The organism is Bradyrhizobium sp. NDS-1, assembly GCF_032918005.1.
Lineage (GTDB): Bacteria > Pseudomonadota > Alphaproteobacteria > Rhizobiales > Xanthobacteraceae > Bradyrhizobium > Bradyrhizobium tunisiense.
On the sequence record NZ_CP136628.1, the window covers coordinates 7,353,127 to 7,378,871 of the forward strand.

The 25,745-nt window shown below is 64.9% G+C and carries 23 protein-coding genes and 1 riboswitch; of the genes, 5 read left to right on the forward strand and 18 right to left on the reverse strand.

From position 1 onward, the window contains the following. Positions 1-8: 8 nt before the first annotated feature. Positions 9-1,145, reverse strand: a complete 1,137-nt coding sequence (locus tag RX330_RS34410; protein WP_375848060.1) for a 2'-deoxycytidine 5'-triphosphate deaminase — start codon at positions 1,143-1,145, stop codon at positions 9-11. 80 nt (positions 1,146-1,225) lie between these two features. Further along, positions 1,226-1,305: riboswitch (SAM riboswitch) on the forward strand. Between the two features lie 74 nt (positions 1,306-1,379). On the opposite strand from RX330_RS34410, the gene RX330_RS34415 reads away from it, so the two are divergent. Next, on the forward strand, positions 1,380-2,567 hold the full coding sequence (locus RX330_RS34415; protein WP_317241460.1) for an O-succinylhomoserine sulfhydrylase: 1,188 nt from the start codon (positions 1,380-1,382) through the stop codon (positions 2,565-2,567). Positions 2,568-2,617: 50 nt separating this feature from the next. Here the strand turns inward: RX330_RS34415 and RX330_RS34420 are convergent, their stop codons facing one another. Genes RX330_RS34420 through RX330_RS34430 form a run of 3 tightly spaced genes read right to left on the reverse strand, consistent with a single transcriptional unit; the run spans position 2,618 to position 5,649 of the window. Continuing rightward, complete coding sequence (locus RX330_RS34420) at positions 2,618-3,610, reverse strand: SGNH/GDSL hydrolase family protein (RefSeq protein WP_317241461.1); 993 nt, start codon at positions 3,608-3,610, stop codon at positions 2,618-2,620. 12 nt (positions 3,611-3,622) lie between these two features. Then, positions 3,623-4,393 (reverse strand): SGNH/GDSL hydrolase family protein, encoded by a 771-nt coding sequence (locus RX330_RS34425; RefSeq protein ID WP_212084111.1) that lies wholly within the window; start codon positions 4,391-4,393, stop codon positions 3,623-3,625. After that, on the reverse strand, positions 4,393-5,649 hold the full coding sequence (locus tag RX330_RS34430; protein ID WP_317241462.1) for an OpgC domain-containing protein: 1,257 nt from the start codon (positions 5,647-5,649) through the stop codon (positions 4,393-4,395). Before RX330_RS34430 ends, RX330_RS34425 begins: the two co-directional genes overlap by 1 nt. A gap of 207 nt (positions 5,650-5,856) precedes the next feature. Here RX330_RS34430 and apaG point away from each other — a divergent pair, with 207 nt between their 5' ends. Beyond that, a complete protein-coding gene (apaG, locus tag RX330_RS34435; RefSeq protein ID WP_212084606.1) occupies positions 5,857-6,249 on the forward strand; it encodes a Co2+/Mg2+ efflux protein ApaG in 393 nt (130 codons plus the stop codon). A gap of 911 nt (positions 6,250-7,160) precedes the next feature. On the opposite strand, the gene RX330_RS34440 is transcribed toward apaG, so the two are convergent. From RX330_RS34440 to RX330_RS34450, 3 genes are all read right to left on the reverse strand, one after another. Then, positions 7,161-8,180 (reverse strand): Hsp33 family molecular chaperone, encoded by a 1,020-nt coding sequence (locus RX330_RS34440; protein WP_212084107.1) that lies wholly within the window; start codon positions 8,178-8,180, stop codon positions 7,161-7,163. 282 nt (positions 8,181-8,462) lie between these two features. Then, on the reverse strand, positions 8,463-9,386 hold the full coding sequence (argF, locus tag RX330_RS34445) for an ornithine carbamoyltransferase (protein WP_212084105.1): 924 nt from the start codon (positions 9,384-9,386) through the stop codon (positions 8,463-8,465). Then, positions 9,386-10,594 (reverse strand): aspartate aminotransferase family protein, encoded by a 1,209-nt coding sequence (locus RX330_RS34450; protein ID WP_212084103.1) that lies wholly within the window; start codon positions 10,592-10,594, stop codon positions 9,386-9,388. Before RX330_RS34450 ends, argF begins: the two co-directional genes overlap by 1 nt. 457 nt (positions 10,595-11,051) lie before the next feature. On the opposite strand from RX330_RS34450, the gene RX330_RS34455 reads away from it, so the two are divergent. Next, positions 11,052-11,564: a GcrA family cell cycle regulator gene (locus tag RX330_RS34455; protein ID WP_317241463.1), complete on the forward strand. Its 513-nt coding sequence runs from the start codon at positions 11,052-11,054 to the stop codon at positions 11,562-11,564. Between the two features lie 229 nt (positions 11,565-11,793). Here the strand turns inward: RX330_RS34455 and phoB are convergent, their stop codons facing one another. The 10 genes from phoB to RX330_RS34505 all read right to left on the reverse strand — a co-directional run bounded on the left by phoB (position 11,794) and on the right by RX330_RS34505 (position 21,801). Beyond that, positions 11,794-12,501, reverse strand: a complete 708-nt coding sequence (gene phoB, locus RX330_RS34460; RefSeq protein ID WP_008143479.1) for a phosphate regulon transcriptional regulator PhoB — start codon at positions 12,499-12,501, stop codon at positions 11,794-11,796. A gap of 23 nt (positions 12,502-12,524) precedes the next feature. After that, entirely contained in the window at positions 12,525-13,241 is a 717-nt protein-coding gene (gene phoU, locus RX330_RS34465; protein ID WP_212084098.1) for a phosphate signaling complex protein PhoU, read from the reverse strand. An 11-nt stretch (positions 13,242-13,252) separates the two neighbouring features. After that, positions 13,253-14,074 (reverse strand): phosphate ABC transporter ATP-binding protein PstB, encoded by an 822-nt coding sequence (pstB, locus tag RX330_RS34470; RefSeq protein WP_212084096.1) that lies wholly within the window; start codon positions 14,072-14,074, stop codon positions 13,253-13,255. Continuing rightward, positions 14,071-14,922, reverse strand: coding sequence for a phosphate ABC transporter permease PstA (gene pstA / locus RX330_RS34475; protein WP_212084094.1), 852 nt, complete (start codon positions 14,920-14,922; stop codon positions 14,071-14,073). The genes pstB and pstA overlap by 4 nt, the downstream gene beginning before the upstream one ends. Positions 14,923-14,926: 4 nt before the next feature. Next, a complete protein-coding gene (gene pstC, locus RX330_RS34480) occupies positions 14,927-15,916 on the reverse strand; it encodes a phosphate ABC transporter permease subunit PstC (protein ID WP_317244028.1) in 990 nt (329 codons plus the stop codon). A gap of 144 nt (positions 15,917-16,060) precedes the next feature. Next, positions 16,061-17,074 (reverse strand): phosphate ABC transporter substrate-binding protein PstS, encoded by a 1,014-nt coding sequence (gene pstS, locus RX330_RS34485; protein WP_317241466.1) that lies wholly within the window; start codon positions 17,072-17,074, stop codon positions 16,061-16,063. A 145-nt stretch (positions 17,075-17,219) separates the two neighbouring features. Next, the gene (locus RX330_RS34490; protein WP_317241467.1) at positions 17,220-18,518 is read right to left on the reverse strand and encodes an ATP-binding protein; all 1,299 of its coding nucleotides are present in this window, start codon (positions 18,516-18,518) and stop codon (positions 17,220-17,222) included. Between the two features lie 44 nt (positions 18,519-18,562). After that, the gene (locus RX330_RS34495; protein WP_212084088.1) at positions 18,563-19,618 is read right to left on the reverse strand and encodes a lysylphosphatidylglycerol synthase domain-containing protein; all 1,056 of its coding nucleotides are present in this window, start codon (positions 19,616-19,618) and stop codon (positions 18,563-18,565) included. A gap of 489 nt (positions 19,619-20,107) precedes the next feature. After that, positions 20,108-20,404 carry a hypothetical protein gene (locus RX330_RS34500; RefSeq protein WP_212084086.1) on the reverse strand — a complete coding sequence of 99 codons (297 nt, stop codon included), beginning with the start codon at positions 20,402-20,404 and terminating at the stop codon, positions 20,108-20,110. A 2-nt stretch (positions 20,405-20,406) separates the two neighbouring features. Next, positions 20,407-21,801: an OmpA family protein gene (locus RX330_RS34505; protein WP_317241468.1), complete on the reverse strand. Its 1,395-nt coding sequence runs from the start codon at positions 21,799-21,801 to the stop codon at positions 20,407-20,409. A 164-nt stretch (positions 21,802-21,965) separates the two neighbouring features. On the opposite strand from RX330_RS34505, the gene RX330_RS34510 reads away from it, so the two are divergent. After that, positions 21,966-23,024 (forward strand): polysaccharide deacetylase family protein, encoded by a 1,059-nt coding sequence (locus RX330_RS34510; RefSeq protein ID WP_317241469.1) that lies wholly within the window; start codon positions 21,966-21,968, stop codon positions 23,022-23,024. A 249-nt stretch (positions 23,025-23,273) separates the two neighbouring features. After that, positions 23,274-24,074 carry an SDR family oxidoreductase gene (locus tag RX330_RS34515; protein ID WP_317241470.1) on the forward strand — a complete coding sequence of 267 codons (801 nt, stop codon included), beginning with the start codon at positions 23,274-23,276 and terminating at the stop codon, positions 24,072-24,074. A 179-nt stretch (positions 24,075-24,253) separates the two neighbouring features. On the opposite strand, the gene boxB is transcribed toward RX330_RS34515, so the two are convergent. Next, on the reverse strand, positions 24,254-25,705 hold the full coding sequence (gene boxB, locus RX330_RS34520; RefSeq protein WP_317241471.1) for a benzoyl-CoA 2,3-epoxidase subunit BoxB: 1,452 nt from the start codon (positions 25,703-25,705) through the stop codon (positions 24,254-24,256). Positions 25,706-25,745: the final 40 nt, after the last annotated feature.

The following is a 25,745-nucleotide window of genomic DNA, read 5'->3' on the forward strand; positions in this document are numbered from 1 at the left end:
GGATCGCGCTACACCCGGAAATGCTTCGAAAGTTTGAGGCCCTGAGCCTGGTAGTTGGAACCGATGCGCTGGCCGTACATCGCGTCTGGACGCGCCAGCATCCTCTCGTAGACCAGGCGGCCGACGATCTGGCCATGCTCCAGGATGAACGGCACTTCGCGCGAGCGCACCTCCAGCACCGCGCGCGATCCGAGCCCGCCGGCACCGGCATAGCCGAAGCCGGGATCGAAGAATCCGGCATAGTGCACGCGGAATTCGCCGACCAGCGGATCGAACGGCACCATCTCCGCGGCGTAGTCGGGCGGCACCTGCACGGCTTCCTTCGAGGCCAGGATGTAGAACTCGCCGGGATCGAGGATCAGGCTGCCGTCGGGACGTGCCGAGATCGGCTCCCAGAAATCCTCGACCGCGTAGCCGGAGCGACGATCGACGTCGACGACGCCGGTGTGGCGCTTGGCGCGATAACCGACGAAGCCGCTGCCTTTCTCGCCGGACAGATCGACGGAGACGGCGACGCCGCCGGAGAGATCGGCATCGTCGATGTCGACGAGGCGCTCGGCGGCATGCAGGCCATCGAGCTCGTCGGCATTGAGGATGGCGTCACCGGTGCGGAAGCGCACCTGGCTGAGGCGCGAGCCCTCGCTGACCAGCACCGGAAACGTCTTCGGGCTGATCTCGGCATAGAGCGGGCCGTGATAGCCGGCGCCGATCATGTCGAAGCGGCGGGTGCCGTCGGCGATCACGCGGGTGAAGACGTCGAGCCGGCCGGTGGAGCTCTTCGGGTTCGCGGCCGCGACGATCTCCGGCGGCAGCGCGAGGCTTTCCAGGAGCGGCACGATGTAGACGCAATTGGTCTCCAGCACCGCGCCGTCGGCGAGGCTGAACTCGTGCAGCTTCAATTCGTCGATGCGCTCGGCCACCGTGGCGCCGGGACCCGGCAGGAAGCTGGCGCGGACGCGGTAGGCGATGTCGCCGAGGCGCAGGTCGAGGCTCGCCGGCTGGATCTGGCTCTCGACGAAGTCGTAGGCGGGCAGGATGAGGCCCGCGTCCGCCATCGCCGCGATCATGCGGTCGGGCAGGATACCATTGGCGTCGGGCGCGACCGTAAACGTCAACCGGGGATCCTCATCAGGGGTCAAATGCATCCGGACATGCGGGAAATACAAGCCTTTTACGGCTATCCGATGGACGCCTTGACGGAAAGGGCATTGCGGAATATGAGCATCACTTATCCCGTGGTGATTTGAGCCGGCCGGCTTGCAGCCACGTTAAATAAGTCGCTAAACAGGCCGGGGACCTCTGTGATCCCGGCCCGTGGAGATATCCAGGCCGGTTTTTTTGTGACCGTTTTCGACGAAGCGGTCACGTCGGAGGGTCCTATGTCGAAGTCGCCTGCTGCTTACCGTCCCGAAACCCGCCTGGTCCATTCCGGCACCCTGCGCTCGCAATATGGGGAGACGTCGGAGTCGCTGTTCCTGACGCAAGGCTACGTCTACAACAGCGCCGAGGAATGCGAGGCGCGGTTCAAGGGCGAGGATCCGGGCTTCATCTATTCGCGCTATTCCAATCCCACCATCGCGATGTTCGAGCGCCGCATGATCGAGCTCGAGGGAGCCGAAGCCGCCCGCTCGGCGGCAACTGGCATGGCCGCGGTGACGACCGCGATCCTGGCGCCGCTCAAGGCCGGCGATCATGTCGTGGCTTCCCGCGCGCTGTTCGGCTCCTGCCTCTATGTCATTCAGGACCTGCTGCCGCGCTACGGCATCGAGACCACGCTGGTCGACGGCCTCGATCTCGACCAGTGGCAGCGCGCGGTGCGGCCGAATACCAAGACGTTCTTCCTGGAGAGCCCGACCAATCCGACGCTCGACGTGCTCGACATTCCCGGCATCGCCGAGATCGCGCACAAGGGCGGCGCGCGGCTCGTCGTCGACAACGTGTTCGCGACCCCGATCTGGCAGAGCCCGCTCGCGCTGGGCGCCGACGTCGTGGTCTATTCCGCGACCAAGCATATCGACGGCCAGGGCCGCTGCCTCGGCGGCATCATCCTGTCCTCGGAAGCCTTCATCGCCGAGCACATCCACAATTTCATGCGCCAGACCGGCCCGTCGATCTCGCCGTTCAACGCCTGGGTTCTGCTCAAGGGCCTGGAGACGCTCAGCGTGCGCGTGCGCGCGCAGACCGATACCGCGGCGCGCATCGCCAAGGTGCTGGCGAGCCATCCGAAGATCGCGCGGCTGGTCTATCCCGGCCGCGCCGATCATCCGCAAGCGGCGTTGGTGAAAAAGCAGATGCGCGGCGGCTCGACGCTGGTCGGCTTCGAGGTCAAGGGCGGCAAAGCGGCTGCGTTCCGCGTGCTCAACGAGCTCAAGCTCGCGCGAATCTCGAACAATCTCGGGGACGCCAAGAGCCTGGTCACGCATCCGGCGACCACGACGCATCAGCGCCTGAAGCCGGAAGACCGCGCCGCCCTCGGCATCGGCGAAGGCTTCATCCGCTTCTCCGCAGGGCTCGAGCATGCAGACGATCTGATCGAGGATCTGACCGCCGCGCTGGAGAAGGCGTAAGGGCTTCGTAGGGTGGGTTAGCGCAGCGTAACCCACCTTACAGCACCGTCTCACATCGGCCGATACGTCCGCACGTCCGCCGGCACGTTCACGCCCAGCTTGATCTGGCCGACGGAGCGGATGATGTCGTCGGCAAGCAGTTGGGCGAAGCAGGCATAGCCCCAATCGTTCATGTGCAGCCCGTCGGCAATGACGAAGCTCTCGACCGGGATCGACTGGTTCTCGTGCCAATCCCGCATCACCTCGAAACGGGGGAAGATGCCGACCTTGCGGAGCTCGGCAACATTGCCGAGCAGCTTGATCATCTTGCCGGCGCTCTCCTTGCGCTGGTTGACGGCCGGCGAATATTGCGGATCGACCAGCACGATGTCGGTGCCACCGGCGGCCTGAATGCGGCTGATGCCGTCCTCGACCAGCTTGGCGGTCTCGCCGGGATCGAGATTGCGCAGTACGGCGTTGGTGCCGACCTGCCAGATCACGAGATCCGGATGAGTATCGATCACCTGCGTCTGCAGGCGCTTCATCATCTCGGGGGCGTCCTCGCCGCCGACGCCGGCATTGACGACGGTGATGTCGGCGCTCGGATAGTGCCGGCGCAGCTGCGCGGCAAGACGGTTCGGATAGTTGAACTCCGGCGAACTCGCCCCGAATCCCTGCGTCGAGGACGAGCCGAATGCGACGATGACCACGGGCTGGCCCGCGGCGAGCTTGCCTGCGACATGCGGCAGCGTGCCCATCGCCTTCGCACCGCCCTTTGGCGGAAGGCAGGGTACGCGGCTGAAAATGTCGGCGGCGGACTTGGCGACCTGCTTGACCTTGTCGACGGCGCGCGAGGTGACGCCACGCTGCTCGGGCGAGGTCGCGGCGACAGTGGTCTGGGAGGGGGAAGCGGGAGCAGGATCAGCCGTCTGCGGCGCGGTGGATGTCGCCTGTGCGGTTTGCGACTGCGCATGCGACTGCGAGGCCGTCGCCAGCAACAACAGCATCGCGGCTACAGGCGCGGCCAACCATGTCGTCAGGCAAAAAGGGCGGAGAGAACTCATTAACGCTAGACCTCAATTTTGCTGCTGGGCCGGCTCCAGATGGGCAGCGTCAATCACGAACTGTGCCAACGCCCGGCCGAGGCAATCATGGACCTGTTTCGCCAGCTCGGGCCCGCGGGACGGGCTGAACAGGTCGAACTGACCCTGATCATTCCACTGCCGCATGATCGCGAAACGATCGAACAGGGGAATATCGTGCTCCTGCGCCACCACGCGCATATTATCGAGAAACGGTTGCGCCGAGATCATCGTTTCGGTGCGCGGGCTGTACTGCAAATTCATCAAGACGACGTCGGCCCCTGCCTTTTGCAACGCAACAACCCCATCGGTCACGGCGCTGCGAAATTCGTCGGGATCGATGGATCGGATGGCATCCACGGTCCCGGTCTGCCAGATGACCAAAGTAGGCGTTTTTGCTTCCAACAGCTTAACGAAGGTGGAGGCGGCCTCCTCCGCGGTTCTCTTGCTCTGTATTTCTACGGAGACGTGCACCACCTCGGACGGCGGCAGCTTCTCCTTGAGCATCGCCTCCATGCGCGCCGGATAGGAGCTGCCCTCCGAAGACGGAATCGTGGTCGAGCGGCTGCCGATGACGAGGATGTCGAGCGGTTTGCCGGCCTTGATGGCATCGGCGACCTTGGGAAGCCGGCTTTCGCTGGTAAGTAGATAAGACGGCAATTCGCATGCCGCGGGCGCGGCAGATGCGGCATCCCCCGCGCGCGCCACAGGCGCGGCGAGGCTACCGCATAGCAGGATCAGGCTCAGGAGAACCTTCGCCTTCATCAGCCCCCTCCCGCCAGATCGGCATTGCCGACGGCGTTCTTGGTTTTCGTACCGCTCTTGTCAGCCACCCGCTTGTACCACGAAATCACCCACGCCACGCCCCACATGATCAGGACCCCGGAGAGACTAATCAACGCATGCATGGCCGCGCCGCCGGAGACTTCGGCGAGGATGAAATGGCCCGCAAAGGCCAGGAAGACGCCGAGGCAGAAGATCTCGAGCGAATGCTGGCCACATAGAATCAATGGTCGCAGCCAGCGCGATTTCAAGCCCGGCCAATCCCGGGGCAGGAAGCGCACGGTAAGCGCGGCCAGCGCCAGGAAGTGCGTGAAGCGCAGCACGTCGAGATCGGTCTTGTTGATCGGATACATCCATTGCTCGATCCGCTTCGGCATGAACTGGGAGAGCTGCGGCACGTACCAGGTCAGCGTCACGTAGAACGCCGCGACGAGATAGGCGATCGCCATCCACATCGTGACGCGTGACGACAGGATACGGGACATGCGCCGCGCACCTCCGAGCGCACACCATGCACCGAACACGAACAGCAATTGCCAGGCGAAAGGATTGAAGGCCCAGAAGCCGTTCGGATAGGCCGAAAGATAAAGATCGTACTCCCAGGTCACCGCGTAGAGTACGACCGAGAGGCCGAGGGTGACGTCGGGTCGCCACTTCATCGACCACAGGATCAAGGGCAGCGCCATCATCAGCACGATGTAGAGCGGCAGCACGTCCATGTTGACGGGACGGAAGCGCAGGAGCAGCGCCTGCACGATGGTGACGTCCGGATGCTTAAGGAAGTCCATGATACCCATCTCTTCGGTGTAGAGCGGGTTCTCGAACCTGGTCGCGACGTAGGAGATTTCAGCGAGGAAGATCGTGAACAGGAAGACGTGGGCGACATAGATCTGCCAGACCCGGCGCAGGATGCGCGCGGTGGCGATGAGGACGCCGCTCTCCAGCATAGCTCTTCCGTAGACGAAGGCCGCGGTGTAGCCGGAGATGAAGATGAAGATCTCGGTGGCGTCGCTGAAGCCGTAGTTGCGGATCGTGAACCACGTCAACAGGCTGGCCGGCAGATGGTCGATGAAGATCAGCCACAGCGCCAGCCCGCGGAACAGGTCGAGCCGGAGCTCGCGCTCGCCGATGGCGGGCAGCGTGATCGCCGGCGCCCTCACGCGCGGCCTGGTCCCCGCGGGCTTGGCCCCTGCGGTTCCCGCGATCGTCTGTCCCGTCACTTGGTCGGCAATGGTCATCGGGGGTCAAAAACCCTTCCGCAAATCGCGACGTGTCAAGGAGTGTACCGGTCCGGTCGTCATCTCGCAAAGCGACCGGATCAGAAGGGGGTGCTTGCCTTGGAATGTTTTCCGAGGGTGTCATTTCCTCTGAATTCTGGCGGGACGATGTCGCCAGGCGGCCCGCAGCGTTTGGTTCCGGAGCGAGATTTCGGTATGGTAGCAGCCATGTACCGCGCCGTGACCCGCCAGATTGAAGTGACCGTCGAGCCGAACTTTGTTCCGGAGCAGTCGTCGGCCGACCGTTCGCGCTACTTCTGGTCCTACACCATCGTCATCACCAATTCCGGCGAGGAGACCGTGCAGCTCAAGACGCGGCACTGGATCATCACCGACGCCTCCGGCCGCCAGCAGGAGGTGAAGGGCGAGGGCGTGGTCGGCGAGCAGCCGATCCTGGGCCCCGGAGAGCGCTTCGAATACACCTCGGGCGTGCCGCTCTCGACCGCCTCCGGCTTCATGACCGGCCGCTACCAGATGGTCACCGAAAGCGGCGAGCGCTTCGAGATCGACGTCCCCGCGTTTTCGCTGGACAGCCCGGACAGCAAGCGGGTGCTGAATTAGGGCGGTGCCGGTTTTGCAGGTGCCGTAGGGTAGGCAAAGGCGCGAAGCACCGTGCCCACGTATCTTTAGCGACCGAGAGAGATCGTGGGCACGGCGCAAGAGCGCCTTTGCCCACCCTACGACGTCGAGTTTGTGACAGGCACCTCGACTCACAGACACGCCTTCGCAGCCTCGCGGCTGAATTCGCCCGAGCTTTGCTTCATCTCTCACCCTCTTGTCCAAGAGGGCACAGGGAAGGCCGGGTGCCGACAGGCACCCGCGGTCCGCTGCGCGAAATGCACGCGCAAAAAGAACCGCACAGCAGCATACAGGTGGTGCCGATCACTCGGCCTTCCCTGCGCGATGGTCGGACGGCTTATGCCGTGCTCTCCCGGGAGCCGAACTTTCCTCTGGCCTCCCTCGCCGTCCGAATTGGATAATGCCGTCCGCCCGGTTGGGCTCGCACGCATCTTCGAACGACTTGACCGTGGCAACGACGGCCAGGACCACACGGTTTTGCCGTACGCACGGCCCGCCATGTCGCCGCAGTATTCCCAGCCCTGTCGACGGAGCTGAGAACTTACAGGCGAGACGAAGCCTGGCAGCGCCGTCGTCCGCACGCGGTTACGAGCTCACGGGGACTACCCGCCCTGCCCGCACCTCTCGCGCCGACGCTGCCGCGTCCACCGCAGACCCGGCTCGCGAAAATGACGACCTCATGATCGCCCCTCTTGAGTGAGCCGGGATGCACGACACATACGCCGAAACCGAATTTCGGTAAAGTGGAATATTTTCGCGCGAGTGGATTGACAGAGGCCGACACAGGCGAGGTGTCCACCCATCTTTCACGATTTCAGGGACGTGGGCCCGCTTCCGCCTTCGCTCTTCGAGCTACGGCGGACAAGTCGCTTTGCCCACCCTACGCGAGCTCGCTACGCGTCTTCGACCCCCGCTTCATCCGGCGTGAAATCGTACACCGAGCTGCAGAACTCGCAGGTGACGACGACCTTGTCGTCCTTGACCATCGCGGCGCGATCGTCGGGCGAGAAGCTCTTGAGCATCGAGGCGACGGCATTGCGCGAGCACGAGCACTGCGCCTTGAGGACCTGTGGCTTGAACACGCGCACGCCGCGCTCGTGGAACAGGCGGAACAGCAGGCGTTCGCCGGAGAGCTCGGGATCGATCAGCTCGACGTCTTCGACCGTCTCGATCAGCGAGCGCGCTTCGACCCACGCGTCGTCTTCAGTGACGCTGTGCACCTCGACGCCATCCGGGGCGTCGCCGGGATGCAGATCGGCCTGCCGAGCGCGCTCCGGCGCCTTCGGCAGAAACTGCATCAGCATGCCGCCGGCGCGCCAGCGATGCTTGCCGCCGTCGCTCGAGCGCCACTCCTCGCCGACCGCGAGGCGCACGCGCGTCGGGATCTGCTCGGAGCGCAGGAAATATTCGTGGGCGGCGTCCTCCAGGCTGCCGCCATCGAGCGCGACGAGGCCCTGGTAGCGGCTCATGTCGGGCCCCTGGTCGATGGTCATGGCGAGATGACCGCGGCCGAGCAGCGCGCCGGAATTCATGCCAGATTCCCTGGCCTCGCCGAGACGCGCGGCGTCAAAGCGCGCATAGGCGCGCAGGCGATCCGGCGCCATGTAGTCGACGACCAGGAACGACACCGGGCCGTCGGTCTGGGCCTGCAGAATGAAGCGGCCGTCGAATTTCAGCGCCGTGCCGAGCAGCGTCGTCAGCACGATAGCCTCGCCGAGCAGCTTGCCGACCGGCGCGGGATAGTCGTGCTTGGTCAGGATCTCGTCGAGCGCCGGGCCAAGCCGCACCAGGCGACCGCGCACGTCGAGCGCATCGACCTCGTAGGGCAGCACGGCGTCATCGATCGAAACCGCCGATGGTGCGCGGACCGGGCCTTCGGGCCCGGCTTTCATGTCAGGAGATTGGGAAACCATGGCGGTCTATCTGGGGTCGGAGGTCGGGAAATGGAAGGGGGCGCGGGACGGCGTGTTCCGGATGCGAGTGGGTTGCACATCGCTACAGCAAACTCGGTGTCGTCCCGGACAAGCGAGCGCTGATCCGGGATCCATACCCACAGGGTCAGGTGTGGCGCGAGCTGGCAACCGCGAGTCCTCGCCAAATCACGTCCTGTGGCTATGGGTCCCGGATCGTCGCGCGCTTTTGGCGCGCTTGTCCGGGACGACGGCGGAGGGTGGCGCGGTCGCCCTCGCCACGGATTACTTCACCGCATCAAAGCACCAGGCCAAAATCCCCTTCTGCGCGTGCAGGCGGTTTTCGGCCTCGTCGAACACAACCGATTGCGGGCCGTCGATCACTTCATCGGTGACCTCCTCGCCGCGATGGGCGGGCAGGCAGTGCATGAACAGCGCGTCGGGCTTGGCCAGCGACATCAGCTTGCCGTTGACCTGGTAGGGCTTGAGCACGTTGTGGCGGTGCTCGCCCTCCTTGTCGCCCATCGACACCCAGGTGTCGGTGACGACGCAATCGGCGCCGCGCACGGCGGCTTCCGGATCGGTGCCGAGCACGATCGGCGCGCCGGTCGTCTTGATGAAGTCGCGCATCGCCTTTTTCGGCGCGAGCTCGGGCGGCGTTGCGACGTTGAGCTGGAACTTGAAGCGCTCGGCGGCGTGGGCCCAGGAGGCCAGCACGTTGTTGTCGTCGCCGGTCCAGGCGACCGTCTTGCCCTCGATCGGGCCGCGATGCTCCTCATAGGTCATGAGGTCGGCCATCACCTGGCAGGGATGCGAGCGCCGCGTCAGGCCGTTGATGACGGGCACGGTGGCGTTGGCCGCAAGCTCCAGCAGCGCCTCGTGATTGAGGATGCGGATCATGATGGCGTCGACGTAGCGCGACAGCACGCGCGCGGTGTCGGCGATGGTCTCGCCGCGCCCGAGCTGCATCTCGGCGCCGGTGAGCATGATGGGCTCGCCGCCGAGCTGGCGCATGGCGACGTCGAACGACACCCGCGTCCGCGTCGAGGGACGCTCGAAGATCATCGCCAGCGTCTTGCCTTCGAGCGGCTTGACCGGCTGCTGCGCCTTCTGCTTCGCCTTCATGGCGGAGGATGCGGCGAGCATGCGCTTGAGCTCCGACAGCGGGAGCTCGTTGATGTCGAGGAAATGTTTCGGCGACTTGCTCATCAGCTTGCCGCCCGCTTGGTCTGGCTGGACGAGATCGCAGCGCAGGCGCGCTCGAGCCTGACGACGCTGTCCTCGATCTCGGCTTCAGTGACGATCAGAGGCGGCAGGAAGCGCACGACATTGTCGCCCGCGCCGACCGTGAGCAGCTTTTCACCACGCAAGGCAGCCACGAGATCGCCCGACGGCACCACGGCCTTGATGCCGACCAGGAGGCCCTCGCCGCGCACTTCGCTGACGACATCGGGGTGACGGTCGATCACGGAGGCGAGCTTCTGCTTGAGCAGCAGCGACATTTTCTGCACGTGGTCGAAGAAGCCGGGCTCGAGCATGACGTCGAGCACGGCGTTGGCCGCCGAGATCGCCAGCGGATTGCCGCCGAAGGTCGAGCCGTGCGAACCGGGTCCCATGCCGGAAGCCGCTTCCGCCGTCGCCAGCACCGCGCCGATCGGGAAGCCGCCGCCGAGCGCCTTGGCCAGCGACATCACGTCGGGTGTGACGCCGGTGCGGCGATAGGCGAAGAGATCTCCCGTGCGGCCCATGCCGGTCTGCACCTCGTCGAAGGCGAGCAGCAGGCCCTTGTCGTCGCAGAGCTGGCGCAGCGCCTTGAGGAAGGCCGGCGTCGCGGCGCGCACGCCGCCCTCGCCCTGGATCGGCTCGATCAGGATGCCGGCGGTGTCGGGCCCGATCGCCTTCTTGACGGCGTCGAGGTCACCATGCGGGACCTGGTCGAAACCATCCATCGGCGGGCCGAAACCTTCGAGATATTTCGCAGAGCCGGTCGCTGCGAGGGTCGCCAGGGTGCGGCCATGGAAGGCGCCTTCGAAGGTGATGATGCGGTAGCGCTCGGGATGGCCCTTGGAGAAGTGATGATGGCGGACCAGCTTGATCACGCCCTCCAGCGCTTCGGCGCCGGAATTGCAGAAGAACACGAAGTCCGCGAAGCTCTCGTTGCACAGGCGCACGGCGAGCTTCTCGCCGTCCGGGCTCTGGAACAGGTTCGACATGTGCCACAGCTTCGTCGCCTGCTCCTGCAGCGCCTTGGTTAGATGCGGGTGGCAATGGCCGAGCGCATTCACGGCGACGCCCGAGGTGAAATCGAGATAGCGCTCGCCATTGGTCGCGATCAGCCAGCAGCCTTCGCCGCGTTCGAAACCGAGGTCGGCCCTGGCGAAAACGGGGAGCAAATGCGGCGCTGCGCTGTTAGTCATGACGGCCACTTGAATGTTGCGGACGGTGTGACGCGCGCATTGGGCAACGCACCATCGACCGGCCCGGAAAACGAAACGTGCCGCCTTTTAAGGGCGGCACGCGCGACTATCTTATGCCTGGCAAGACGGGTGTCAATGCCGCTGGGAAAGCCTCGGGAAACGCTGAATCCGTAGTCTTGCGGTGCCGATTTCGCGGGTTTTCACCACGGAACATGTGGAAGCGAGTCGGCGGACTCTTGCGCGGGAGTCACGCCATATTGTAGCGTTTGGATTGTCAGATACGACATCTCGTGCAGCGGTTCTGATCCCAAGAGTCCTCATGTACCGGCGTAAACGTTCGGGCGTCAGTGGCGCGCCCGGCGAGCCTTAAGGGATTCTGACGACACGGGTTTTTGAAGGCTTAGGCATTCGCTGCAAGGCCCCAGGATGGTTGGCCGGCAGCGAGGGAAAGGGTGCAATGACGGTTTTGACCTGGTCCGATGATCGCGTCGAGCAGCTGAAAAAGTTCTGGGAGGCCGGACTTTCGGCCAGCCAGATCGCAGCAGAGCTCGGCAATGTGACCCGCAATGCCGTGATCGGCAAAGTGCACAGGCTCGGTCTGTCCGGCCGTGCCAAAAGCCCTTCATCGGCAGCACCCCGGCCGCGCAAGGCGCGTCCCGCGCAGCACATGATGCGGGTGACCCGCCCCATTGCGCGCGGCAACACCGCGCTGGCGCAGGCCTTCGAGGTCGAAGTGGAGGCCGAACCGGTCACCTACGACAACGTGGTGCCGATGAGCCAGCGGCTGTCGCTGCTGGAGCTGAACGAGGCGACCTGCCACTGGCCGGTCGGCGATCCCTCGAGCCCGGATTTCTTCTTCTGCGGCGGCAAGGCGCTCTCCGGCCTGCCCTATTGCGCCCAGCACTCGCGCGTGGCGTATCAGCCCGCAGCGGACCGCCGTCGTGCACCGGCCAAGCCGAGCACGCGGTAAGTTAGCTGATTTGCTGACTGCAACGACGGCTGCCGTAGCGCGACGGCGCCTCAACCAACTCGGTGTCGTCCCCGCGAACGCGGGGAGCCATAACCACAGGGCGCAGATGTTGCGCTAGACGGTCACTCCGAGTCTTCGCCAAACCACGCCCTGTGGTTATGGGTCCCGGATCAGCGCTTCGCTTGTCCGGGACGACACTGAGTGTGTCGCCAGAATTTCCCAGAACCCCTTACGTCTGCTCCGCCTTCGCGAAGCGATCATCGAGCGCATAGCCCGCGCCGCGGACGGTGCGGATCGGGTCCTGCTCGCGGCCGAGATTGAGCAGCTTGCGCAGGCGGCCGATATGGACGTCGACGGTGCGCTCGTCGATGTAGATGTCGCGGCCCCAGACGCTGTCGAGCAGCTGCTCGCGCGAGAACACGCGGCCGGGATGCTCCAGGAAGAACTCCAGCAGCCGGTATTCGGTCGGTCCGAGATCGATCGGCCGGCCCGAGCGCGCCACGCGGCGCTTGTCGCGGTCGAGCTCGATGTCGCCATAGGCGAGCACGGTGGCTAGCCGCTCGGGACTGGCGCGCCGCAGGAGGCCCTTCACGCGCGCCAGGAGCTCCGGCACGGAGAACGGCTTCACGATGTAGTCGTCGGCGCCGGTCGCAAGGCCACGTACGCGCTCGCTCTCCTCGCCGCGCGCGGTGAGCATGATGATCGGCAGTTGCTTGGTCTCGGGACGGGTGCGCAGGCGGCGGCACAGCTCGATGCCTGACAGGCCGGGCAGCATCCAGTCGAGCACGATCAGGTCGGGAATGTGCTCCTTGAGGCGGGTGTCGGCGTCGTCGCCGCGCATGACCGTCTCGACGTCATAGCCGTCGCCTTCGAGGTTGTAGCGAAGAAGCTCGGTGAGAGCTTCCTCGTCCTCAACCACCATAATGCGTGCGCCCATGGTGTCGTCGCTCCTTGAGGTCTTCAGCTATTCGGGATCGTCGTGGCGAAGTTGGTCATGTCCCCCTTCGGCCGCTTGTCGGTGATCGCCTGGCCCTCGATCATGTAGAACACGGTCTCGGCGATGTTGGTGGCGTGGTCGCCGATCCGCTCGATGTTCTTGGCGCAGAACATCAGATGGATGCAGAACGAGATGTTGCGCGGATCCTCCATCATGTAGGTGAGGAGCTCGCGGAACAGCGAGGTGCAGATCGCGTCGACTTCCTCGTCGCCCTTCCACACCGCCATCGCCGCCGGCAGATCGTGCGCGGCGTAGGCGTCCAGCACCGACTTGACCTGCTGCTGCACGAGGTCGGTCATGTGCTCCAGGCCACGGAACAGTTTCAGCGGATGGAAATCCGTCTCCAGCGCGGCGACGCGCTTGCCCATGTTCTTGGCGAGGTCGCCGATGCGCTCGAGGTCGGTCGCAACGCGCATGGCGCCGACGATCTCGCGCAGATCGACCGCCATCGGCTGACGGCGGGCGATGGTGAGCACGGCGCGCTCCTCGATCTTCTTCTGCAGCGCGTCGAGTTCGGTGTCGATGGTGACGACGCGCTGGCCGAGCGCGACGTCGCGGCGGATCAGCGCGTCGACGGATTCGACGATCATGCGCTCGGCGATGCCGCCCATCTCGGCGACCAGTCGGGTGAGCTCCTGGAGGTCGGTGTCGAAAGCCTTTGCGGTATGTTCAGTACCCATGTCCCGTCTCCTCAGCCGAACCGGCCGGTGATGTAATCCTGCGTGCGCCGGTCGGTCGGCGACGTGAAGATCTTGCTGGTGTCGTCGAACTCGATCAGCTCGCCGAGATACATGAAGGCGGTCTTGTCGGAGACGCGCGCCGCCTGCTGCATGTTGTGGGTGACGATTGCGATCGTGTAGTTCTCGGACAGTTCCTGGATCAGTTCCTCGACCTTGGCGGTCGAGATCGGGTCGAGCGCCGAGCAGGGCTCGTCGAACAGGATCACTTCGGGCCGCACCGCGACGGTGCGGGCAATGCACAGGCGCTGCTGCTGGCCGCCGGAGAGCGACAGGCCGGAGGCGTTGAGCTTGTCCTTGACCTCGTTCCACAGCGCGCCGCCGCGCAGCGCCTTCTCGACGCGGCCGTCCATCTCGGACTTCGAGATCTTCTCGTAGAGACGGATGCCGAACGCGATGTTCTCGTAGATCGTCATCGGGAACGGCGTCGGCTTCTGGAACACCATGCCGACCCGGGCGCGCAGAAGATTGAGGTCGAGCCTGGGGTCGAGGATGTTGGTCTGGTCGAGCATCAGCTGGCCGGTAGCGCGCTGGCCCGGATAGAGATCATACATCCGGTTGAAGATGCGCAGCAGGGTCGACTTGCCGCAACCGGACGGGCCGATGAAGGCCGTGACGCGGTTGGTGCCGAGCGCCAGATTGATGTTCTTCAGCGCATGGTGCTCGCCGTAGTAGAAGTTGAGGTTGCGCGCGGTGACCTTGGCGGGTGCCTCGGGCAGCGGCTGCGAGCCGGGATGAACGGTCGGCGCGCTCACGGAAACAGACATTTCACTCATTTTGCAGTCCTCTCGGCGCCGATGATGCGCGCGCCAATGTTCAGGGCAAGCACGGTCAGGGTGATCAGCAGCGCGCCGCTCCAGGCGAGCTGCTTCCAATAGGCGTAGGGGCTCTGGACGAAATTGTTGATGGTGACCGGCAGGTTGGCCATCGTCTTGTCCAGGCCGAGGCTGAAGAACTGGTTCGACAGCGCGGTGAACAGCAGCGGCGCGGTCTCGCCGGCGACGCGGGCGGTGGCGAGCAGCACGCCTGTGATGAGGCCCGCGCGTGCCGCGCGATAGGCGATGCGCTTGATCACCAGCGAACGCGGGAGACCCAATGCGCTGGCGGCTTCGCGCAACGGATTCGGCACCAGCAGCAGCATGTCCTCCGTGGTGCGCACCACGACCGGGATGACGATGACCGCGAGTGCCAGCGCTCCCGCGAGCGCCGAGAAGCCGCGCATCGGCACCACCACCGCGCCATAGATGAACAGGCCGATGATGATCGAGGGCGCCGACAAGAGGATGTCGTTGATGAAGCGGATCACCGAAGTCAGCCTGTCGTTGCGGCCGTACTCGGCAAGATAGGTGCCGGCGAACAGGCCGAGCGGCGCGCCGATGCCGACGCCGAGCACGGTCATGATGATCGAGCCGACGATGGCGTTGCGCAGGCCGCCTTCGGTCGAGCCGGGCGGCGGCGTGTCGGCGGTGAAGACCTGGAGGTTCAGGCCAGCCAGGCCGTTGTAGAGCAGCGTGATCAGGATCAGCGCGAGCCAGGTGACGCCGAAGGCGGCCGCGGCGATGCAGAGCCCGCGGATGACGATGTCCTTGCGGCGGCGGCGCGAATAGATCGGATTGAGGGCCATGACGTCAGTTCCCCGCTTTCTTGTCCAGCCGCATCAGCATCAGCCGCGCTGCGGCCAGCACGAAGAACGTCAACACGAACAGCAACAGGCCGAGCAGGATCAGGCCGGACTGGTGCAGGCCGTCGCTCTCGGCGAACTCGGAGGCGATCGCCGCCGAGATCGTGGTGCCGGGCGCGAAGATCGACGAGGAGATGCGGAACGAATTGCCGATGATGAACGTCACGGCCATGGTCTCGCCGAGCGCGCGGCCCAGCGCCAGCATGACGCCGCCGATGATGCCGACCCGGGTGTAGGGGATCACCACGCTGCGGACGACTTCCCAGGTGGTGCAGCCGACGCCGTAGGCGGCTTCCTTCAGCACCGGCGGCACCGTCTTGAACACGTCGACCGAGATCGAGGTGATGAAGGGCAGCACCATGATGGCGAGGATCAGCGCGGCGTTGAACGTGCTGAGATAGGACGGGGGACCTGCGAAGATCGCCCCGAGGACGGGAACGCCGTCGAAGACGCTGATCATGAAGGGCTGGAAGCTGTTGGCCAGGAACGGGCCCAGCACGAAGAAACCCCACATGCCGTAGATGATCGAGGGAATTCCGGCGAGCAGCTCGACCGCCATGCCGATCGGCCGGCGCAGCCATTGCGGACAGAGCTCGGTGAGAAAGATCGCAATGCCGAGACCGACCGGAATGGCGATCAGCATCGCGATGAAGGAGGTGACGAGCGTGCCGTACATCGGCCCGAGCGCGCCGAGCACGGGCGGATCGGCCGACGGCGCCCAGCGCTGCGTCCACAGGAACGACACGCCGTATTCCTTCATCGCCGGGAACGCCCCGACGACCAGCGAAATGATGATGCCGCCGAGGATCAACAGCACCGAGATCGCGCTCAGCCGCGTGATCCAGTAGAAAGTGACGTCGCCGAGCTTGAACGCGCTCAAGGCCTTGGCGCGGTCATACGGTCCGGCATCGTCGATTACATCGCTCTGAACGGCCATCTCTGCCACGCCGATCCCCTGTGCCCGTTTTATATACGCTTGCTGTCGGTCTTGTTGCTGGTCTTGCGCTCCGGATGCGACGCGATGCCGATCCGGAGCGCAGGTCTCTCGAGGTCCCGGGCGGTGCCCCGGGACAAGAGCGCGTTAGCTCTTGATCTCGGCAGCCCAGGTCTTCTCGATCTGCTTCACGACCGTGTCGGGCATCGGGATGTAGTCCAGCTCTTCGGCCATCTTGTCGCCCTTCTCGAAGGCCCACTTGAAGAACTTGATGGCCTCCTGGGACGCCGCCTTGTCGGTCGCATCCTTGTGCATCAGGATGAAGGTCGCGCCGGTAATCGGCCACGATGCTTCGCCCGGCTGGTCGGTCAGGATCACATAGTAATTCTTGGATCCAGCCCAGTCAGCGTTGGCTGCCGCAGCCTGGAAGGCCCCGACGGTCGGCTGCACGGTCTTGCCAGCCTTGTTGATCATTGCGCCGTAGGTCAGCTTGTTTTGCTTGGCATAGGCATACTCGACGTAACCGATCGAGTTCTTGGTCTGGCTGACATTGCCTGCGACGCCTTCATTGCCTTTGGCACCAACGCCCGTCGGCCACTCGACCGCAGTACCGGCACCGGCCTTCGTCTTCCACTCGGCATTGGATTTCGAAAGAAAATCGGTCCAGATGAACGTCGTGCCGGAGCCGTCCGACCGGCGCACGACGGTGATGGCATCCGAGGGGAGCTTCACATTGGGATTGAGCTTGGCGATCGCCGGGTCATTCCATGTCTTGACCTTGCCCAGGTAGATGTCGCCCAGCAACTCGCCGGAGAAGACCAGCTCGCCCGGCTTGATTCCCTCGAGATTCAGGACGGGCACCAACGCACCCATCGCCTGCGGCCATTGAATCATTCCGTCCTTCTCGAGTTGCTCAGGCTTGAGGGGCATATCGCTGGCGCCGAAGGTCACGGTCTTGGCCTGGATCTGCTTGATGCCGCCGCCTGAGCCAATCGACTGGTAGTTCAGACCATTGCCGGTCTCTTTCTTGTAGGCGTCAGCCCATTTGGAATAGAGCGGGAACGGGAACGTCGCACCTGCACCGGTGATGTCGGCGGCAAAGGCCGCCGTCGCCGACGCGGCGACCAAGCCGGCGGCAACGATCGTTTTGAGGAAATTCATGCTGGTCTCCATACAGGGGAGCGAAGCGCCATCCGCGCCCGATCGCGCTCCCCACGCCGCCCCCTTTAGGTGCGGTCGGCTGTGCTTTTACGAAGGTTTCGTGACAGTCGGATGACAGGATCAAGCAGTTGATATCGCTTGATTTTCAGACCTGCGCCGGAGGCTTCGGTTGGGGAAAACAGGCACTGAAAGTGGCGCCCTGCCGGGGCACGCTCTCGATCAAAAGCCGGCCGCGGTGACGGTTAAGAATATGTTTCACCAGCGATAATCCGAGCCCGGTCCCGCCTTGCGAGCGACTGTCGCCGACATCGACCCGGTAGAACCGCTCGGTCAGCCGCGGCAGGTGCTCGGGCGCGATGCCGGGGCCGAAATCCCGAACCAGGATCCGGATTTCCTGAGTTCCGTCAGCGGCCGCGCCCGAGGTCAGCGACACGATGACGCGTCCGCCGGAGGCGCCGTATTTGAGGGCGTTCTCGATCAAATTCTCGAACAGGCGGAGCAGCTCCTCGCGGTCACCCGCGATCATCACCGGGCTATCGGGCAAATGGATCTCGACCTCGACCTGCCGCTCGCGCGCCAGCGGCTCGAGCCCGTCGGCGACCTGGCGGATGATCGGCAGCAGGTCGACCAGGGTGTCGGGCCGGACGTGAGCCGACAGCTCGACCCGCGACAGCGACAATAGATCGTCGATCAGGCGGGCCATCCGGGTGGCCTGGTTGTGCATGATGCCGAGGAAGCGCTCGCGCGCCTTGGGATCGTCCTTGGCCTGGCCCTGGAGCGTGTCGATGAAGCCCGACAGCGCGGCGAGCGGCGTGCGCAGCTCGTGGCTGGCATTGGCGACGAAGTCGGCGCGCATCTCCTCGACCCGGCGCAGCGGCGTCTGGTCGTGAAAGGTCATCAGCATGCATTTGTCGGCGCCGCCGAAGCTGGTCGGCACCGGCACCGGCGTGATCATGAGCTCCATCCAGCGATCCACCGGGACGTGATCGAGATAGGTCGCGCGCCGCGGCTCGGTGGTCGCGATCGCTTCGCGCAGCGCGGTGATGATCTCCGGCGAGCGCAGCGCGAACTGGGCGAGTTCGTTCCGGCGCAGCGCCGGCGCGAGCTGGGCGGCCGCGGCATTGAGGTGGATGACGCGGCCGGCGCGGTCGAGCAGGACCGCCGGATCCGGCATGCCGGCGACGACCGCAGCCACCGCCGCGCTCTCGACCGGGTTGGTGCGCCTGACGTCGTCGCGGGAAGCTGCAGGATCATGCAGACGCCACGGGATCAGTGCAGCGGCGGCGATGCAGAGGAACACGATCGCGGCGTGCAGCGCCGTCAATTCGCCGAGGGAGACGACGACGGACAGCGCCAGCGCCGCAGCGATCAGGATGATGGTCGAGTGCCGGAGCCGGTCGGACCAGGGCCGGGCGGAGGGAGAAGATGGGGCGTCGATCGCCATCGGGGCGGACTTCTCCTGGAGGCTGGTCCCAAAGCTTGGCGCCGTCAGGCACCGCCGTCGCTGCGCTCTCTCACATAGGCGGCTTCACGCGCCGGACCGGGGTCGAGCTTGAGCGCCGCCTGCTGCAGGCGCTTCGATCGTGCGCCGATCATAACTTCGCGAAACGTCAGCAAGATTACAGATAGGATGAAGGGGGCCAGATAATAGAGGACGCGGAACAGCAGCATGCCGCCCAGAAGCTCCTCGCGGTCCATCTGCCAGAGGCCGACCAGCATGGCGGCGTCGAACACCCCGAGCCCGCCGGGCGAATGGCTGGCGAACCCGAGCAGCGTCGCCGAGACGAAGATCACCGCGACCACGACGAAGCCGAGATTGGGCTCGTCCGGGACCAGGACATACATCGCGAGCGCGCAGAAGCCGAGATCGATGATGCCGATCGCGATCTGGAGCAGCGTCAGGGGGCCGCCCGGCAGCACCACGGTCCAGGGCCCGCGGCCGACCACGCGCGGCCGGGTCCAGACCCAGACCACATAGCCGATCAGCCCCACGATGATCGTCAGCGCCAGCGTCCGGTTCAGCCACGGCGGAAGCTGGTCGATCGAGGCCGCGGCCTCTGGATGATAGGCGATGCCGAGGCCGAGCACGGCGGCGTTGCCGAGCCAGAAGGTCAGGCCGGCGAGGAAGCAGATCTTTGCGACGTCGATCGCATTCAGCCCGTAGGCCGAATAGATGCGGTAGCGCACCGCCCCGCCGGTGAAGACCGATGCACCGACATTGTGGCCGATCGAATAGCTGGTGAAGGCCGCGAGCGCGTTGATGCGGTAGGGCACATGGGCGTGGCCGATCGCGCGCGTGGCGAACAGGTCGTAGAAGGTCAGGGTGAAATAGCCCGCGGCGACGAACAGCGCCGCCATCGCGATCTGGCTCGGCTCGGTGCTCTTGATCGCTTCGAGGACCTCGTTGAAATCGATGCCTCGCAGCATGTGGTACAGCACATAGCAAGCGATGCCGATGACCGCGACGCTGATCACAACTCCAAGCTTATGCAGGATTTGCTTCTGGCGCAGAAACGTCGTCGCCCTGCGTATGGCTTCCAGCATCTAGACCTCGAACAACGCTTCAGCGACCAGGGTGGCCGGCGAACGGGCGGACGACGCACGGGCACTCAACGAACCTTCGCCGCCGGCTCCGGCATCGCGCATGCCCCCTGCCCCTCCACTAGCGCGTTTTCGGGCCGAGTGGAATTCGCCAATTCGAACAAAAACACGTGCATTCAATATTTTAGGCAGGGTTGCGGGCTCCTGATGCACGGTTTGGCGCCTTCGACGGCAGGACTTAAGTCGAATCTCCATGGCAATCCTGCGCAAGCGCCATGAAGGTTTGATGATTTCCGCCTTACAATGTTCCGTCACGCCTTAAGCCGACGTCAATCTATGGACGGCGTCTGCCTGTTGAAAGAGGGTGGCGACCCAGGCCTTGTTCACGGATATTCCGATGCGCCCGAAGGTCGCGGGGCGCTGAACAGCAGGGCAGCAGCGGCCAGACCGCCGCACCGGCCTCCACCGGCCCGATCCCCGCGGGCTCAAGACTCAGGCCACGGGCATGCTGCGCGACACCACCCGGTCCCGCAGCCAGGCGCCGATGGTGCAGCCGACCAGATAGCAGGCGAACATGATCAGGCCGAGGTCGAGCCAGTAGCCGAAGCGGCCAGGGACGACACGGGCGAACGAGGCCGCGACCAGGGCGGCGGCAAGCGCGGCGAGCCAGCGCGCCGTCACCTTCGAGGTGCCGTTGCCGCGCTGGACCACGGAGATCCAGCCCATGCAAAAGCCCAGCAACAGCGAGCCGATCAGCCAGCCCAGATGAAACGAGACGAGATAGGGCATCGTCACCTCACCAGAAATTCGATGCGGCGGTTCTTCGCCTTGCCGTCGTCGGTGTCGTTGCCGGCGACGGGCTGCGTGCTGCCATGGCCGACCGCGGTGAAGCGGCCGGGGGGCAGGCCGGCCTTGACCAGATAGTCGATCACCGCCTGCGCGCGCTTCTCTGAAAGAGCCTGGTTGAAGACGTCCTCGCCGTCGGCGTCGGTATGCCCGGCAACCTCGATATTGGTGGTGGGGCAGCGCAGCGCCGTCTCGATCAGATGATCGAGGATGGCGGCGGAGTCCGGATCGATTTCGGCGCGCTTGGCGGCGAAGCGGATCTTGCCCTTGGCCAGGAGGTCCGTGAACAATTGCTGGCACACGGTGCCGTCGACCGGCCCTGCGGCGGGCTTCACGGTGATCTCCGGCTTGTACTGCCAGTTCTTCGGGAAGTCCTTGCCGAGGCCTGCGCGGATGTCGTTGGCGGCCCCCTCGTAGAGCGCATCGCCCGACAGCTTCACTTCGCGGTCGGAGACGACGAGCGTGCCGGTCGACAGCCGCGACAGCGCGCCGAGCGCTGCGACCACGGCCGTGTTGAAGGAGCCGGGCGCGCCGATGCTGGCCTTGAGATTGTCGACGACCTTTTCGGTGAAGAATTTTCGCGAGGCGCTGGTTGCGATCGCCGCATGCACGTTGTTGTCCGGAACGTAGCCGGTCAGCGTCACCGTCGCGGCAACCGGATCCTTGTACGCCTGGAAGATATAGGGCGGCGCCTTGACGTCGTTGGCGGCGACCGAAAAGCCCTCGGGCAGGTTCTTCAGCGCGGCAGCGATCGCTTCGCGGCCGCCGAGCTCGCGTGCCATGCCCGACAGATTGACCTGGGTGTCCGTAATCGTGATCTTGCCGTCCTTCAGCTTGCCGATCTGGTCCAGCAACAGCGTGGCGGCGGCTTCGAACCGCGGCGGCGCACCGCGCGCCAGCCCCATCTGGTCTGCCACCTCGGCGCCGCCAACCTCCTTGCGGGCCGCCTCGGTCAGCCGGCCCTTCATCGAGGGCAAAGGCGCGGAGCCGGACAGCGTCACCCGCACCACGTCGCGCTCGGCGCTCCAGACGAAGGGTTTGGCCTCGGGAACAAGGCGGGTCCGGTCGTCGACCAGGCGCACGCCGGGCACGGTCTCGACCGCCGTCACGGCGTCGCGGCGCCCCTCCTCCGAGAAGGCTTCCGCGGCCAGGCCGACGTCCCGGCCGTCGACCGCGATCCGGGTCTTGTCCAGGACGGTCCCCTTGAGCGCGGCCGTGCTGCGGGCCGAAAGGTCGGCTTCGACCGGTAAAGTGTTATTCCAGCCCGCAAATCCCCACATGATGGCCAGGGGAATCAGCCCTGGCCACCATTTGCTGGCCCACCTGAAAAGCTTCTGCATTCGACGACCCGAACTCTGGAACCGGAGACAAAACAAACCCTTGGCAGGCTGTCAAACCGGAAATGGCGCCCTTCCGAAGGCGCCGCCTGGACAATCGGAATAACTTTTTCTTCAAGGGTTCTTCCGTAAGTTGAAAGCGGAATGCGAGAGTCCGCCAGCCGGTCATGAAACAACTGCGTAACAACGTCATCCGCGCCGGGCTGGAAGCACTCTATTTCAGCGGCGCACACCATCTGCTGCGCCCGCTCTTGTCGGGCGTCGGCGCCATTTTCATGCTGCACCACGTTCGGCCGGCCCGCGAGGCCGCGTTCCAGCCGAACCGGCATCTCGAAGTCACCCCCGAATTCCTGCGCGAGACGCTGTGCCATTTGCGCTCGCGCGACATCGACATCGTCAGCATGGACGAGCTGCATGAGCGGCTGGTGCAGGGCCGGTTCGACCGCCGCTTCGCGGCCTTCACCTTCGACGACGGCTATCGCGACAATCTGGATCATGCCCTGCCCGTGCTGCGCGAATTCGACGCGCCCCTCGCTGTCTATGTCGCGAGCGACTTTGCGGAGGGTACCGGACGACTGTGGTGGGCGGCGCTGGAGGCTGTGATCGCCAAGGCCGAGCAGGTCGACGTCAGAATCGGTCATTCCGCGTTGCGGCTCGATGCGACGACGCCTGCGGCCAAGCAGGCAACATTCGACCGCCTGCACGACTGGCTGCGCGCGCTGCCGGGCGAGCACGACCTCAAGCGGGAGATCGAGGCGCTCTGCACGACGCACGACGTCGACATGGCCGCGCTGTGCCGTAGCCTCTGCCTGTCCTGGAACGAGGTGAAGACATTCGCCGCCGATCCGCTGGTCACGATCGGCGCCCACAGCGTCAGCCATTGCAACCTCGCCAAGGCGGCGGAAGACATCGCCGCGCAGGAATTGGCCACGAGCCGCGCGCGGATCGAGCAGGCGCTGGAGCGCCCCGTGTTGCATCTCGCCTATCCCTATGGCGACCGCGAGGCGGCGGGGGCGCGCGAATTCGGCCTTGCTGCAACGGCCGGGTTCAAGACCGCGGTGACCACGCGGCCCGGCATGCTGTTCGCCGAGAATGCCGGCCAGATGACGGCGCTGCCGCGCGTCTCGCTCAACGGCAATTACCAGGACGCGCGAATCCTGCCGGTGTTGACCTCGGGCGCCGCGACCGCGATGTGGAACGGCTTCCGCCGGATCGCGGCGGCATAGGCGCGCTCCAATCCCGCTGTCGTCCCTGCGAAAGCAGGGACCCGTACCGCGGAATTTATCGATCTCGGTTGGTAGCAGTCCCGATCGACGAATCTTCGCCAAACTACTCCCTGGGGTTATGGGTCCCCGCGTGCGCGGGGACGACATCGAGTGAGTCGAAGCGCCGTCGCGCCACGTTCCCCATCCCCTGCCCCTTCCTTGACTCCCCTCGCCTCCCCGCCCAAAACAGCGCCAACCAAGGGAGGCCCCATGTTCAACGACCTGTTTTCGCTCAAAGGCCGCGTCGCGCTGGTGACCGGCGGCTCGCGCGGCATCGGCAAGATGATTGCGGCGGGATTTCTCAGCGCCGGCGCCGCAAAGGTCTACATCACCGCGCGCAAGGCCGGACCGTGCGAGGCGACCGCCAAGGAGCTCAGCGCGCAATATGACGGCGAATGCATCGCGCTGCCGATCGACATCTCCACCGTCGAAGGTTGCGACAGGCTCGCCTCCGAAATCATCAAGCTGGAGCCGAAGCTCGACATCCTCGTCAACAATGCCGGAGCTGCCTGGGGCGCGGAGTTCGACGAGTTCCCCGAAAGCGGCTGGGACAAGGTGATGGACCTCAACGTCAAGTCGCTGTTCTTCCTGACCAAGGCCCTGGCGAAGCCGCTGCGCGCGGCCGCAAGCGCAGAACGTCCGGCGAAGGTGATCAACATCGCCTCGGTCGACGGCATCTTCGTCAATCCGGGCGAGACCTATTCCTACGCCGCCAGCAAGGCCGCCGTGATCCATCTGACGCGGCGCATGGCGACCAAGCTGATCAAGGACAACATCAACGTCACCGCGATCGCGCCGGGCGCGTTCAAGTCCGACATGAACCGGGCCGCGCGCGACCATTCGGACGAGGTCGCAAAGCGTATCCCGTCGCGGCGGATCGGAAGCGACGAGGACATGGCAGGGGTGGCGATCTATCTCGCCTCGCGTGCGGGCGATTACGTGGTCGGCAACACCATCGCCGTCGACGGCGGCGTGGTGTACGCGAATGCGGGGCTGGAGATCGCGGGGTAGGCCGAGAGGTATCGCCTCGCCCTCACCGCATACTCGGTGTCATGCCCCGGCTTGACCGGGGCATCCAGTACGCTGCGGCTTCTAGAGTTATCTCTGCTGTCTCTGGAATACTGGATCACCCGCTTTCGCGGGTGATGACAGTCTTCGTGTGGTGCGAGCGTCGCGTCTCGTGAAAATCGTTACGACTCGATCTTCACGTATTCGAAATCGCCGGGCTTGTTGTCGATGCCGACTTTCGGCGGCGAGATCCAGGAGGCGAACTTGCCGGTCTCGGTGACGGGCTGCATCAGGGAGGTGATGAAGTCCCCGTCGGCAGTCGAGGGCAGCCACTCGTCCTTGCGCCTGGCCCAGGTGGCATCGTCGATCAAAATGCCGTCCGGCGTCGCATGCACGTCCTTGAACTCGCCGATGTGGCGGTGGAAGGCGACGTTGGGCAAGGTCAGCTTGAAGTCGTAGCCGGCGGTCGAGATCACCTTGTTCCAGCGCAGCATGCCCTTGACGCAATCCTGGCTGTAATCGTCGCGCAGGCGCATGTTGAGGGCGGTCAGCGCCGGCTCGTCCACCAGCTTGATCTCGCCGTTGATGAACTTCAGCACCGGATAGGTGGCGTTCTTGAGCTGGTGATCGTCTTCGATCTGGGTCTCGTGATAGCGGCCCTTGATGCCGGCGTTGAAGGCGTTCGCCGCGTTGGTCGAAACCTCCGAACCAAAGAGATCAAGCGACAGCGTGTAGTGCAGGTTCAGCTTCTTCTGGATGGTGGGCAGGTCGATCACCCCGAGCGCGCGGACCTTGGCGATGTCGGTGGGGTCGGTGATGCCGGCCTCGCGCATCGCATCGCAGGTGCGCTGCACGACGCGGGTGATGCCGGTCTCGCCGACGAACATGTGGTGCGCTTCTTCCGTCAGCATGAAGCGGCAGGTGCGCGACAGCGGATCGAAGCCGGACTGCGCCAGCGAGTGCAATTGCATCTTGCCGTCGCGGTCGGTGAAGTAGGTGAACATGAAGAAGGACAGCCAGTCCGGCGTCGCCTCGTTGAAGGCGCCGAGCATGCGCGGTGCGTCGGCATCACCGGAACGGCGGCGCAGCAGATCGTCGGCCTCCTCGCGGCCGTCGCGGCCAAAGTACTTCTGGAGCAGATAGACCATCGCCCAGAGGTGGCGGCCTTCCTCGACATTGACCTGGAACAGATTGCGCATGTCGTAGAGCGAGGGCGCGGTCTTGCCGAGATGGCGCTGCTGCTCGACCGAGGCCGGCTCGGTGTCGCCCTGGATCACGATCAGGCGGCGCAGCATGGCGCGATGCTCGCCCGGGACTTCCTGCCAGGCCGGCTCGCCATAATGCTCGCCGAACGGCACCACGCGATTTTCCTCCTGGGGCGCAAGGAGAATGCCCCAGCGATAGTCGGGCATGCGGACATAGTCGAACTTGGCCCAGCCGCGGGGATCGACCGAATACGCCGTGCGCAGATAGACCAGCGATTCCTGGAAGCCTTCCGGCCCCATGTCGCTCCACCAATCCATGTAGCCGGGATGCCAACCCTCGAGTGCCTTCAGCACCTGGCGGTCCTCTGCGAGATTCACGTTGTTGGGAATCTTGGTCGAGTAGTCGACGTTCATGATGTTCATGTTCATGGCCGTGCTCCTTGTTTCTTGTCCCGGACGCAGCGCAGCG